General features: G+C 68.0%; 12 protein-coding genes. 8 read left to right on the forward strand and 4 right to left on the reverse strand.

All coding sequences use genetic code 11. The features are described from left to right. The first annotated feature begins 66 nt into the window (after nt 1-66). Together GBZ26_RS00200 and GBZ26_RS00205 are read left to right on the forward strand one after the other, a co-directional pair. Nucleotides 67-438: a response regulator gene (locus GBZ26_RS00200; RefSeq protein WP_343207267.1), complete on the forward strand. Its 372-nt coding sequence runs from the start codon at nt 67-69 to the stop codon at nt 436-438. Nucleotides 439-536: 98 nt separating this feature from the next. Continuing rightward, a complete protein-coding gene (locus tag GBZ26_RS00205) occupies nt 537-917 on the forward strand; it encodes a hypothetical protein (RefSeq protein WP_014198709.1) in 381 nt (126 codons plus the stop codon). Between the two features lie 19 nt (nt 918-936). On the opposite strand, the gene GBZ26_RS00210 is transcribed toward GBZ26_RS00205, so the two are convergent. Together GBZ26_RS00210 and wrbA are read right to left on the reverse strand one after the other, a co-directional pair. Next, nucleotides 937-1,884 carry a glutathione S-transferase family protein gene (locus tag GBZ26_RS00210; protein ID WP_174437060.1) on the reverse strand — a complete coding sequence of 316 codons (948 nt, stop codon included), beginning with the start codon at nt 1,882-1,884 and terminating at the stop codon, nt 937-939. Between the two features lie 67 nt (nt 1,885-1,951). Next, entirely contained in the window at nt 1,952-2,554 is a 603-nt protein-coding gene (wrbA, locus tag GBZ26_RS00215; RefSeq protein ID WP_174437061.1) for an NAD(P)H:quinone oxidoreductase, read from the reverse strand. A gap of 127 nt (nt 2,555-2,681) precedes the next feature. Between wrbA and GBZ26_RS00220 the strand changes: the two genes are divergently transcribed. Continuing rightward, nucleotides 2,682-3,620 carry a LysR family transcriptional regulator gene (locus GBZ26_RS00220; RefSeq protein ID WP_174437062.1) on the forward strand — a complete coding sequence of 313 codons (939 nt, stop codon included), beginning with the start codon at nt 2,682-2,684 and terminating at the stop codon, nt 3,618-3,620. A gap of 30 nt (nt 3,621-3,650) precedes the next feature. Here GBZ26_RS00220 and GBZ26_RS00225 read toward each other — a convergent pair whose 3' ends face one another. Beyond that, nucleotides 3,651-5,030 carry a tetratricopeptide repeat protein gene (locus tag GBZ26_RS00225; RefSeq protein WP_174437063.1) on the reverse strand — a complete coding sequence of 460 codons (1,380 nt, stop codon included), beginning with the start codon at nt 5,028-5,030 and terminating at the stop codon, nt 3,651-3,653. Nucleotides 5,031-5,552: 522 nt separating this feature from the next. Here GBZ26_RS00225 and GBZ26_RS00230 point away from each other — a divergent pair. From GBZ26_RS00230 to GBZ26_RS00250, 5 genes are all read left to right on the forward strand, one after another. After that, nucleotides 5,553-6,197: a transglycosylase SLT domain-containing protein gene (locus tag GBZ26_RS00230; RefSeq protein ID WP_343207266.1), complete on the forward strand. Its 645-nt coding sequence runs from the start codon at nt 5,553-5,555 to the stop codon at nt 6,195-6,197. 54 nt (nt 6,198-6,251) lie between these two features. Continuing rightward, a complete protein-coding gene (locus GBZ26_RS00235; RefSeq protein ID WP_174437065.1) occupies nt 6,252-7,091 on the forward strand; it encodes a 23S rRNA (adenine(2030)-N(6))-methyltransferase RlmJ in 840 nt (279 codons plus the stop codon). A gap of 110 nt (nt 7,092-7,201) precedes the next feature. Next, complete coding sequence (locus GBZ26_RS00240; RefSeq protein ID WP_174437066.1) at nt 7,202-8,197, forward strand: hypothetical protein; 996 nt, start codon at nt 7,202-7,204, stop codon at nt 8,195-8,197. A 31-nt stretch (nt 8,198-8,228) separates the two neighbouring features. After that, nucleotides 8,229-9,230 (forward strand): hypothetical protein, encoded by a 1,002-nt coding sequence (locus GBZ26_RS00245; protein ID WP_174437067.1) that lies wholly within the window; start codon nt 8,229-8,231, stop codon nt 9,228-9,230. A 91-nt stretch (nt 9,231-9,321) separates the two neighbouring features. Continuing rightward, the gene (locus GBZ26_RS00250; protein WP_343207265.1) at nt 9,322-10,047 is read left to right on the forward strand and encodes a protein tyrosine phosphatase family protein; all 726 of its coding nucleotides are present in this window, start codon (nt 9,322-9,324) and stop codon (nt 10,045-10,047) included. Nucleotides 10,048-10,069: 22 nt separating this feature from the next. On the opposite strand, the gene GBZ26_RS00255 is transcribed toward GBZ26_RS00250, so the two are convergent. Further along, on the reverse strand, nt 10,070-11,848 hold the full coding sequence (locus GBZ26_RS00255) for a tetratricopeptide repeat protein (protein WP_174437068.1): 1,779 nt from the start codon (nt 11,846-11,848) through the stop codon (nt 10,070-10,072). Nucleotides 11,849-11,955: the final 107 nt, after the last annotated feature.

The raw sequence follows: 11,955 nt of genomic DNA on the forward strand, positions 1-11,955 counted from the left end.
TCGCGCTGATATATCATACTGGCGTAACCCTCAGGGGTACCCACAGAACGAAGCGCGAGGGTGGCCGTGTCGTTCAATTCGTGCGCGGTGCTGGTCGTCGAGGACGAGGTGGTGACCCGCAGCGTCTCGGTGCGGCTGCTGAAGCAGTTGGGCGTCGGCACGGTGATCGAGGCCGCCGACGGGGCGGAGGCGCTGGCCCGCTGCAACCGGGTCGATTTCGACGCGATCCTCTGCGACGTGGACATGGCGCCGATGGGCGGCTTGGCCTTTCTGGAGGCCTTGGACGGGCGGGCGCCGGTCATCATGCTGACCAAGCACGACCGGTCCGACGTCGTCCTGTCGGCCCTGCGCTCCGGAGCCAACGGTTATCTGGTGAAGCCGCTGACCCCGCTCGGCCTGCGCGAGAAGTTGGAAAAAGCGCTGTCCGCGAAAGGGTAGAACCTTGACCGCGGCATTATACTTTTCGTAACCACGGCGGAATTATTCTGTACACGGTGCATTGCTGCACCCTTGTGCGGATTGCCGGGAGATTCCGCATGCCCATGAACGTTTTGGAAGTGGCGATCTACGCCATGGTGCTCACCGCGTCGCAGCCGCGCCCCTATGAGTGCGTCGCGGTGCAGCCGGAGGGGGTGAACTGCACGAACGGCCTCGCCGTGGCGTCCGAGACGCCGAACGGAGTCATGGCCTTCAACACCGGCGTGCAGGTCATCAAGGACAACCAGGGCCGCGTGCGGCTGAGCAATGGGATCACCACCCATTTTGATTCCTCGGCCTGGGTGGCGTTCAAGAACCCCGGCGGACAGACCCTGGTCAGCGTGCGCAAGACCGGGCCGTTCCGCTTCAAATTCTCCAACAGCTTCCAGTGCGAGATGATCGGCCAGAACCAGGACATGGCGCGCTGCTACAAGCCCTGAACCCGATCACCCTTCCCCATCATCCCACCGCGTCACGGCCATGCGGCGTGTCGAGATCCAGAGCCGGCCCCTTCGGCACGACGCCGGTCGGGTTGATCATGGTGTGGCTAGCGTAATAGTGCCGCTTGATGTGGTGGAAATCGACCGTCTCCGCCACGCCGGGCACCTGATAGAGGTCGCGCAGATAACCGGACAGGTTCGGATAGTCGGCGATTCGGCGCAGGTTGCACTTGAAATGGCCGACGTAGACGGCATCGAAGCGCACCAGCGTGGTGAACAGGCGCCAGTCCGCCTCGGTCTGCCGGTTCCCCAGCAGATAGCGCTGTCCGCCCAGCCGCTCGTCCAACTCGTCGAGCGCCGCGAAGAGGGCGTCGAACGCCTGCTCGTACTTCTCCTGGCTGGTCGCGAAACCGGCCTTGTAGACGCCGTTGTTGACGCGGTCGTAGACGAAGGCGTTGAGCCGGTCGATCTCCTCCGCCAGCTCCGCCGGGTAGAAATCCAGCGAAGCGTCGCCGAAGGCGTCGAATTCCCGGTTCAGCATGCGGACGATCTCCGCGGACTCGTTGCTGACGATGGTCCCGGTCTTCTTGTCCCACAGCACCGGGACCGTGACGCGCCCCGAGTAGGTGGGATCGGCCTTGGTGTAGACCTCGTGCAGGCGGGTGGAACCGGTGATCGGATCGGGCGCGGGGAAGGTCCAGCCCTCCTCCCGCATCAGGGGATCGACCACGGTGACTCCGATGACGTCCTCCAGCCCCTTCAGCTTGCGCAGGATCAACGTGCGGTGCGCCCAGGGGCAGGCCAACGACACGAACAGGTGGTAGCGCCCGGCCTCCGGCTGAAACGGAGTCGAACCGTCGGCCCGCACCCAATTGCGGAACTGGGTTTCCGGACGGACGAAAGCGCCGCCGCTGTTCTTGGTGTCGTACCACTGGTCGTGCCAGCGGCCGTCGATCAACAGACCCATGCCCTGAACTCCCCTCTGTCCGGTGCCACCTCTCCCGCCCATGCGGCGGGAGAGGCGCACTCCACCCTCACCCGTGCAGCTTCTTGGTGATCTCCGCGACGTGACGCCCCTGATAGCGGGCGCCGTCCAGCTCGACCGCGCTCGGCTGGCGGGAGCCGTCGCCGCCCGCGATGGTGCTGGCGCCGTACGGGCTGTTGCCCATCACCTCGTCCACGCCCATCTGACCCTGGAAGCTGTAGGGCAGACCGACGATCACCATGCCGAGGTGCAGAAGCACGGTGTGGGTGGTGAGGATCGTGCTCTCCTGCCCGCCGTGCTGGGTGGCGGAGGAGGAGAAGGCGGCGCCGACCTTGCCGACCAGCGCGCCCTTCGCCCACAGGCCGCCCGTCTGGTCGAGGAAGTTCTTCATCTGGCCCGGCATGTTGCCGTAGCGCGTCGGCACGCCCAGGATGATGGCGTCGTAGTTGGCCAGCTCGTTCGGGTCGGCGATGGGAATGTTCGGCTCTTCCTTGAAGTGCGCCTTCTGCCGCACCTCTTCGGGGACCAGCTCCGGCACGCGCTTCACGGTCACCTCGGTGCCGGCAACGGAGCGCGCGCCCTCGGCCATCGCCTGCGCCATGGTGGAGATGTGGCCGTAGCTGCTGTAGTAGAGCACCAGAACCTTCGCCATGTTTCGTCTCCCCTCTGTCGTTGCGGCCGCGCTGGAGGCTGCGGCGTTCCAAAAAGATAGCGCGTTGCCGCGTCCTAGCAAATCCAGGGCGCTGGAACTTCATTGTTCCCGGGTGTAGAACAATGACATGGATCGCCTCGACGACATGATGGCCTTTATCAAGGTCGTGGACACCAAGAGCTTCACCACCGCGGCGGAGCGCCTGAACCTGTCCAAGTCCGTGGTTTCCCGCCGCATCGCGGAGTTGGAGAACCGGTTGGGGGCGCGGCTGCTGAACCGCACCACGCGCAAGCTCAGCCTGACCGAGGTCGGACAAGCCTATTACGAGCGCTGCACCCGCATCATCGCCGACCTTGAGGAGGCGGAGCAGGCCGTCGCCGACCTGCACGCCGCCCCGCGCGGGCGTTTGAAGGTCAACGCGCCGGTGTCCTTCGGCCTGCTGCATCTGGCGAAGGCGGTCGCCGAGTTCCTGGAGCGCTACCCGTCCATCGAGATCGAGATGGACCTGAACGACCGCTACGTCGACCTGATCGACGAGGGCTACGATCTGGCGGTGCGCATCGGGCGGCTGCGCGACAGCTCGCTGATCGCCAAGCGCCTGGCCCCCAACCGACAGGTGGTCTGCGCCAGCCCGGCCTATCTGGAGAAGCACGGAGTTCCTCAGACGCCGGATGAGCTGTCCAACCACAACTGCCTGATCTACACCAACATTCCGACCGCTGAGCAGTGGCAGTTCCGCGTTGGCGACGCCATGCGCTCGGTCCGCGTGTCGGGATCGCTGCGCACCAACAACGGCGACCTGTTGCGCGAGTCCGCCATCGCCGGCGTCGGCATCATCGTTCTGCCGACCTTCCTGTGCGGCGAGGCGCTGTCCAAGGGGCAGCTCCAGTGCCTGCTGCTGGACTATTACATGGCGGAGTCGAACGTCTTCGCGGTCTACCCGCAGAACCGGCACCTGTCGCCGAAGGTCCGTGTCTTCGTCGATTTCCTGGCGGAACGCTTCGGCCCGCGTCCCTATTGGGACTGCGCCCTGCTCAGCCTGCAGCCCTTCCGGGCGGAGGCGTGACCGACGCCCCCGCTCCGAACGGTCTTTTCGTCAGGCCGCCGGCTTCTCCAATATAAAGAGAAAACCCGGCACGCCCACGCCCTTCTCCCGCCGGGGGGAGCAGGGCTCCATCAGGCGCACCGTCAGGCCCGCCGCCGCCGCCATCTCGCGCAGATAGGCTTCGCTGTGGGCGTAGCGCCGCGACGGGCCGAGCGCGTAGCCGGAGGCCGCCGCCTCGCCGTCCAGACGCTCCACCGTCGCGGCGAAGCGGCCCTCCGGACGCAGGGCCCTGGCGGCGCCCTCGAACAGCGCGGTCAGGTTGCCGAGATAGACCAGCACGTCGGCGGCGACCAGCAGGTCCCAGGTGCCGGGTGCCGCCTCCACCGCCGCGACCACGTCACCGACCGACAGCTCGTCATACAATGCGCGGGCGCGGGCCTTATCGACCATGCGCGGGGCCAGATCGACCCCGGCAAGATGCGCCGCCAACGGGCGGAACGCCACGCCCGCCAAGCCGGTGCCGCAGCCGAGGTCCAGAACCAGCAACCCGGAAGCCCCAGGGTCCGATGCCGGCCCCAGCCGGTCCACCGCCTCGCGCAGCAGGGCCGGCGCGGAGTAGCCCAGCTTGCCCACCAGATCCTGGTCGAAGCGGTCGGCGTAGCGGTCGAACAGGGCGCGCACATAGGCCGCCGACAGATCCGCCCCGGCGCCACCCTCCAGCGCGGCGATCAGCGCCGCGCAGCCGAGTCGCCCGTCCGAGTCGAGCCCTTCGGCGCGGCGCAGCGCGGTCAGCGCCTTCGCCGGCTCCTGCAGCATGATCCAGGCCCGACCGATGGCGGCGTGCAGGTCCGCGTCCTCCGGGTCCCGGCGGGACAAGGGCTGAAGCAGCTCGACCGCGCCCAGCGCGTCGCCGGCCTCGACCAGCAAGGCGGCCAGCTCCAGCGCCGCCTCGCGGTCGCCGGGGCGCAGGGCCACGGCCTCGCGGTACTCCTCCAGCGCGGCCTCCCGCCGGTCCGCCGCCGCCAGGGCGCGGGCGAGGCCGAGCCGGGCCGTGGCGGAATCCGGACGCTCCGCCGTCAGCACCTGCCCGGTGATCACCGCCTCCTCGAACCGGCCCGCGGCGCGCAACGCCTCGGCCAGGGCGATCCGCCAGGGCCATACGCCGGGGTCGAGCGCCACCGCGCGCCCGCAGGCGGCCAGCGCCCCGGCGGCCTCGCCCGCGTCCCGCGTGCTGTCGGCCAGGGCGCCCCAGGCTTCGCCCGATCCCGGGTCGGCGGCGCAGGCGAGCCGGAAGGCACGCGCCGCCCCCGCCGCGTCGGCGGCGTAGAGTCGGTCATAGCCGGTCTGGAACAAAATGCCCGGAACGTCTCCGGGTTGGACGAAGGGGCTTGGCCCCTCCCGGTCGGCTTGAGCCGTCGAATCGCGATCCACGATCACTTCGCTGTGGGAGATGCGCTGTCGCCCTCCCCGCTCCGGGAGACTCCGGAAAGCGGAAGAAGACACGAACTCCTGCACCAGCTTGCACGCGCGCGCAAGAGGCATCCGAAGGAGGTCGCTCGGCGGCGAATCGCGCTTCAGACCGTCGCATTAGGCCGTTTGGAGGAAATTGTACGCCCTTTGCACAATCCACCTCTTCCGGTTTTTCAAAGGACTTCGGAATCAGTGCCTTAATGGCTAAGTCCGAGGCTGTGAGTCGGCTTTTCCCACGGCCTTGTGACATCGTTCGAGCGAAAGGCGTGGTATTACCGGGCAGCAAATAGATTGACGCTGTATAAAATTTTTGGAAGTGTGGCTTCGGCGCCCGATGGTGGGCGCTGAACTTTCGGGTAGGAGGCGGTCACCGTAAGCGACTCGGTGACCGGTAATGGCGGCCCCGCGCGGGGGGCCAAAACGAAGCCGGATGAACCCGGCAACGAAGAGGGGACCGAGGATATGCAGGATCGAACTCAGCGCGTGCGACGCACGTATGGCGGCTGGCTCGCTCTTGCACTGGGCTTAGCCGCCGCTCCGGTTCTCCTCGCCAAGCCCGCCGCCGCCCAGGACAGCAGCTGCGTCTCCCACGCCGTGGAGGCCGAGCGCAAGTTCAACATCCCCTCCGGCCTCCTCGTCGCCATCGCCCTGGTGGAAAGCGGCCAGGATGGCGCTCCGACCCCCTTCGCGATGAGCGTGGAAGGCCGTCCCGTCTACGCCCGCAACGCCAACGACGCGGCCCGGCATCTCCGCGACAAGCGCGGCCAGCTTCGCCAGAACGTCTATGTCGGCTGCATGCAGATCTCGCTGGGCACCCACCGCGGCGAGTTCCAGCCGGTGGAGCGGATCGTCGATCCCCGCGAAAACGTCAACTACGCCGGCCGCCTGCTCCTTCGCCTTCACGGCGAGCAGGGAAGCTGGAAGACCGCCGTCGCCCGCTACAACGGCGGTTCCACCCGTCAGGCCCAGAACTACGTCTGCAAGATCTGGCAGCACCTGAACGAATTGGACCCGAAGAGCGCCAAGCTGCTGGAATCCGCCCGTTGCGGCGACTCCGAGCCCGCCAGCATCGCGCCGAGCACCCGCCGCACCTTCCGCAACGCCCAGCAGGTCGCCTCTCTGGACTGATCCCAGTTCGCGGGGGATGGCGCGGAAGGCCCCGATGGGCTAAATCCCTGCCCTATGAACTACCGTCACATTTTCCACGCCGGCAACCCTGCCGATGTGATGAAGCACGCCGTCCTGGCGCTGATCATCGATCATTTGCGCGCCAAGCCGGCGCCCTTCTGCGTGCTCGACGCCCACGCCGGCATCGGGCGCTACGACCTGGACTCCGAACCGGCGCGTAAGACGCTGGAGTTCCAGGAGGGAATTGGACAGCTGTTCGGCCAGCCGGCGCCACACCCGGCGTTGCGGCCCTATTTGGACGCGGTGAACGCGCTGAACCCGGACGGGCGGCTGCGCTGGTACCCCGGTTCGCCGCGGCTGGCGCGGGCGCTGCTGCGCGAGCAGGACCGGTTGCTCCTCAATGAACTGCATCCCGACGACTGGCAGACCCTGAGGGCTGAATTCGCCGGGGACCGTCAGGTCTCGGCCTTCAAGACGGACGCCTATCAGGCGCTGAAGGCCCATCTGCCACCGCGGGAGAAGCGCGGCCTCGTCCTGATCGACCCGCCCTTCGAGCAGCCGGACGAATTTGCCCGCATGGCCGAGGGGCTGAAGGCGGCGCACAGGCGCTGGTCCACCGGCATCTACGCCCTGTGGTACCCGATCAAGGAACGCGCGGCCGTCTGGCGCTTCCAGGAGGCGGTGGAGAACACCGGCATCCGCAAGATCCTGGCCGTCGAACTGACGTGGCACCCCGAGGACACGCACCTGCGGCTGAACGGCTCCGGGCTGCTGATCGTCAACCCGCCCTGGACGCTGGACGACACGCTGCGCGACCTGCTGCCCGCGCTGCACGCCGCCCTGCCCTCCACCGGCGGCGGCGGCTCGGTCGACTGGCTGGTTCCCGAGGGGTAAAACCGCAAATTTCAACGGAGAAGCGGCAACCGGTCACAGAGGTTGCCGTTGCAACGGGCCCACCACTCGCCCTAGGCTGAACGGGATTACTCCGTTCCGGCAAGGCCACGATGTCCCGTTCCAACGATTTCGCCAGCAACTTCATCAAGGCTCACGCCGATGCCGGGCTGGAGCGCGTCTCGATCGCCCACATCCTCCAGACCATCCAGAAGGACCCGGCCTTCCTGTTCAGCGAGGAGTTGCGCCGCGGCGGCGGCCAGTGCCCCATGCACGCCGCCCCCAACGCCGACGACGCGGACAAGGTGACGGTCAACACGCTGCTGGCCTACCTGTTCGACCGGCTGCGCGACCATGTGGCGACCAAGCTGCCGCTGGACGAGCGCGGGCAGGTGATGCTGCCGATCCCGCCGCGCTCCCCGCACGGCATCGACCCGGCCGACCGCGCGGCGGTGGCGGCCGCCCCGCTGGACGTGATGGCCTCGGTCCTGCGCGACGCCACCTGCCATCTGCTCGACGGGCTCATCACCGGCTGGGCGGCCGACCTGCTGACGGAAGAGGAGCATTACCGGGCCCAGGGCACGGGCGAGATCTCCGCCGCCGCCGCCGCCACCTTCATCCTGCGCACGACGCTGGAGGACTCGGCCCTCTACCAGCGCGCCGGCTACGACATGCTGTCGATCACCAAGACCGGCAGCCACACCGCCATCCACATCTGCTGGGCGATGGTGGAGGCCGCTCCCCTGCTGCTTCCCGGCAAGGAGGCGGCGGCCTACGACGACCTCGTCCGGCGCAGCCTGAAGCAGGTGGTGCCGCTGTCGATGGCCAGCCTGGGCATGCTGGTCCATTACATGGAAGCGTCGGGGATCGAGCCCCATGACGGCCTCGCCATTCATCTCCTGCCCAAGGACCAGACCGCCTTCGTCCTCGACGAGGCCGGGCTGATCTGCCTGAACCCGGAGCCGATCACCCGCTTCGCCAAGCCCGACGAGCGGCACTACACCGGCTGCCCGGCCTTCTACACGCCCGGCTTCATCAAACTGTATCTCGACATCGTGGCCAGCATCGCCATGGACTACGGCGTCTACGACCGGCTTCGCGACCGCTGACCGTCCTCACCCACGAGATTGACGCCCCATCATGGCCCGCTCCAACGACTTCGCCCTGTCCTATCTCGCCGCGCATGAGGAGGCCGGGATGACCCGGATCAACCTCGCGCCGATTCTGCACCGCATCACCGAGGACCCGAACTACCTCTTCACCGAGGAGCTCCAGCGCCTCGCCGGCCAGTGCCCGGCCCATGCGGACACCCGCAAGGAGGATTACGAGAAGGTCGCGATCAACACGCTGCTGGCCTTCCTCTACACCGACCTGCGCGACCACATCACCAACCGCATGCCGCTGGACGCCGACGGCCATCTGCTGCTGTGCAACCCGCCGGACTCGCCGCACGGGCTGGACGTCGCCGACACCGCCGGCCTGGCCGCCGCCCCGGCGGAAACGCTGATCGGCTTCTTGCGCGACAGCGTGTGCCACCTGCTGGACGCCATCATCAAGGACTGGGCGATCAAGGTGACGCTGGAAGAGGAGCGCTGCCGGGCGGAGGGCGCCATCACGCCGCTCGCCGCGGCCAGTTTCGTCCTCGCCAACACGCTGGAGGCGTCGGTGCTGCACGCGCCGTCCGGCTACGACATGCTGTCGATCACCAAGACGGGCAGCCACACCGCGCTCCACGTCTGCTGGAACTTGTGCGAGTCGGCGCCGATGCTGAAGCCCGGCCTGACGCTGGCCGAATACGACGCCCTGTCGCGCCGCAGCCTGAAGCAGGTGCTGCCGCTCGCCATGGGCAGCCTGGGCATGCTGTGCCAGTTCATGGGGGCGGGCCACATCGAGGCCGACGACCATCAGGCGATCCACCCCCTGCCCCGCCATCAGACCGCCTTCGTCTACGACGCGGAGGCGCCGGGCGGCATGATCGTCCTGAACGCCGACCTGATCGAGCCGACCGCCCAGCCAGGCGAGCGCCATTACACCGGTTGTCCCGCCTTCTACGCCAACGGCCTGATCAACCTCTACATGGAGATCGTGCTGTCGTTGGCCGCGCGATACGATATCTATGGGCGGGTCCTACGGGCCGGATGACCAAAGCGCCGCACTGCCCAGCGGCGCGGTGGCCTTGACGCCACGCGAAGTGTGCCTATCTTGGCGGCCTTGTCGATTTGGAGACTGCTGCGTGGCCACCACCAGGAAGATGTTGCGCCGTTACACGACCACCGCGCTGGCCGATGGGATCAAGCGGGCGCGCGGGCGCATGATCTCCCCGTTGCAACGGGCGCTTGGACATGTCGAAAGCGTGTTCATCGACCATGCGTGCTTCCGGCTGGTCTATTCGAACACTTACCGCATCTCTCCCAACATGTACCGGGCGAGCCAGCCCTCGCCCTCACACATCCACGAGGCGGCGCGGCGCGGCGTGAAGACCATCCTGAATCTGCGCGGCAGCCGCGACTGCGCCTCCTACATCCTGGAGGCCGAAGCCTGCCGGGCGGCCGGGCTGACTCTGGTGGACTTTCCCGTCAATTCCCGCGACATGCCGAAGAAGGAGACGCTGCTGAAGGCCCGCGACCTGTTCGCGACCATGCAGTATCCGGCGCTTCTGCACTGCAAGTCGGGGGCGGACCGCGCAGGCTTCATGTCGGCGCTCTACCTCTTCATCCACGAAGGCGTGCCGCTGGAGCGGGCGACCAAGCAGCTCCACTGGAAGTACGGCCACTTCAAGCAGGCGAAGACCGGCATCCTCGACTATTTCTTCGAGCTGTACGCCGCCTACAACGAGAAGCGCCCGATCGCCTTCTGGGACTGGGTGGAGCGCGTCTACGACCCGGTGGAGGCCAAGGCCAGCTTCCGCTCCCGCGAGTGGGCCGACACGGTGGTCGACCGGGTTCTCGGGCGGGAGTGAGCGCTGGATTGAGCGGGGCGCGTCACTTCGCCCCGACGAAGTGACAATAGGGAAAGCTCAGGAAATCGAAGCGGCGCACGCGGACCGGCTCATGCCGGTTCAACCAGTCGAGCACCGCGTAGTGGGCCATCTGGTCCAACATCCAGTAGACCTCCGCCCCCGACAGGAAATGCCCGATGTAGGAGCCGAGCAGCGACAGGAAACGGTCGCCGCCGGGGGTGTTCTCGTAAACGGCGAACCCGACCGGAATTTCCCGTGACGGACCACGGCGGCGGCCATCGAGCATGAGTCCGACGTCGTATCCGGCCATCTCCGCCCGGAGAGCCCGCAAGTCTCCGGTGATCCAGGCGTCGGTGTCGACCACCATCAGCGGGCGGTCCAACCGGCGCAGCCACTGCAAGGCGCGGAGAAAACGGGCGGAGGCGTAGTAGGTGACGCGCTTGATGTCGGTCCACCCCGCCATGTCCGGCCGGTCCAGCGAGAATGCGATTCTCAGCCGTCCGTCCACCCGCCAGCGGGCCATGGCCTGCTCAGTCTCCGGCGACGGCGCCACGACATGGACGGCGACCGTGGCGCCCGGCATCCGCTCCGCCAGCGACTCCAGAAGCGCCGGGGCGAAACGGTGGAAATAGACGTCGTCGCAGCAGAAGAACACCACCGGTTCGCCGGCCGACACCGGTGCCGGCTCGGCGCGGCACTCCAGGGGCGCCATGCGCTCCAGCACCGCGTCCACCGGCGGCAGGGACTGAAAGAAGGCGTCGTCGGCGCGCAGCATGGTCCACAGGCCCAACTCATGCTCCCGCGCGACCTCCGCCGCGGTGAAGCGCCGCCGGAAGCGTCGGCCCAGCCAGGAGGCGAGAACGAGCCGGTCCCCGCGGTAAGCGTGGAAACCGACGACGGAGGCCGCGACCGTGTCCTTGGGGTGGCGCCGCAGGCGGACCCAGGCGGCCCTCGCCCCGTCGCGCAACACCGTGTCGGACGCCATCCCCACCTGCACCAGCGTCGCCACCGCGGCAATGTGCAGCCAGTCGGCCTCGTCGTCGTCCGGGCGGGCGGCGACGGCCCGGCGCAATGCGCCGATGGCCTCCTCGACCAGCGCCCGGTCGACCGCGAAGGGCTTTCCGTCCTGCACGCCCATCGCCCCGCTGCGCTCCAGCAGCAGTCGCCCCAGTTGCCGGTTGGCACGATGATGACGCTCGTCCTGCGCCAGGGCCGCGCGCGCCATCACTTCTGCCGCCGCCGCATCCCCGACCGCCGCCAGGGCCTCGGCCGCCGCCATCCGGGTGTCGGTGTCCGCCTCCGGGAGGCGCGCCGCGACGGTCCGACGCTCCGCCTCGTCCAGCCGCGATCCCCATTGATCGCGCAGCACCTTCAGGTTGCCCGCCGCCCCGGCGTGACCGGGGTCCAGCGTCAGGGTCCGCCGGTAGCTTCGCGCCGCGCCCGCCGCCTTCTCCTGCTGCTTCAACCCGTTGCCGTGGTTGAACCAGGAGGCCGCGTGCGCCGGGTCGAGGGACAAAGCCCGATGCAGGCAGGCAATCGACTCCGCTCCCTGTCCGGCCAGGCGCAGGGCGGCGGCGAGGTTGCTGTATCCGGCGACGCCACCGGACTCCAGCCGCAAAATAGCCCGGAAATGACCCACGGCCTCCGTCGGGCGCCCGGTCTGCACCAGCAGCATCGCCAGCATTTGCAGCGCACCGCGATTCGCCGGGTCACGCTCCAGCACGTCGCGGTAGAGTGGCTCCGCCCCCGCATGGTTGCCGGATTTGTGCAGGCGAATCGCGTCGTCGAGGGCAGATTCCATAAGGCGGGACCATAGACCGGATCGTCCCTGGTGCCAATCGCTGCCGTTGGGCGGGCCGAAGCGACCCGGGGAATACACTTTTTGCGATCGGGCCGGCCCCGAGACGC

Source organism: Azospirillum formosense (genome assembly GCF_013340925.1).
Lineage (GTDB): Bacteria > Pseudomonadota > Alphaproteobacteria > Azospirillales > Azospirillaceae > Azospirillum > Azospirillum formosense.

Coding starts and splice junctions, on each gene's coding strand:
- wrbA (WP_174437061.1), bottom strand. CDS start 2,554: ATGGCGAAGGTTCTGGTGCTCTACTACAGCAGCTACGGCCACATCTCC.
- GBZ26_RS00210 (WP_174437060.1), bottom strand. CDS start 1,884: ATGGGTCTGTTGATCGACGGCCGCTGGCACGACCAGTGGTACGACACC.
- GBZ26_RS00205 (WP_014198709.1), top strand. CDS start 537: ATGCCCATGAACGTTTTGGAAGTGGCGATCTACGCCATGGTGCTCACC.
- GBZ26_RS00255 (WP_174437068.1), bottom strand. CDS start 11,848: ATGGAATCTGCCCTCGACGACGCGATTCGCCTGCACAAATCCGGCAAC.
- GBZ26_RS00245 (WP_174437067.1), top strand. CDS start 8,229: ATGGCCCGCTCCAACGACTTCGCCCTGTCCTATCTCGCCGCGCATGAG.
- GBZ26_RS00235 (WP_174437065.1), top strand. CDS start 6,252: ATGAACTACCGTCACATTTTCCACGCCGGCAACCCTGCCGATGTGATG.
- GBZ26_RS00240 (WP_174437066.1), top strand. CDS start 7,202: ATGTCCCGTTCCAACGATTTCGCCAGCAACTTCATCAAGGCTCACGCC.
- GBZ26_RS00220 (WP_174437062.1), top strand. CDS start 2,682: ATGGATCGCCTCGACGACATGATGGCCTTTATCAAGGTCGTGGACACC.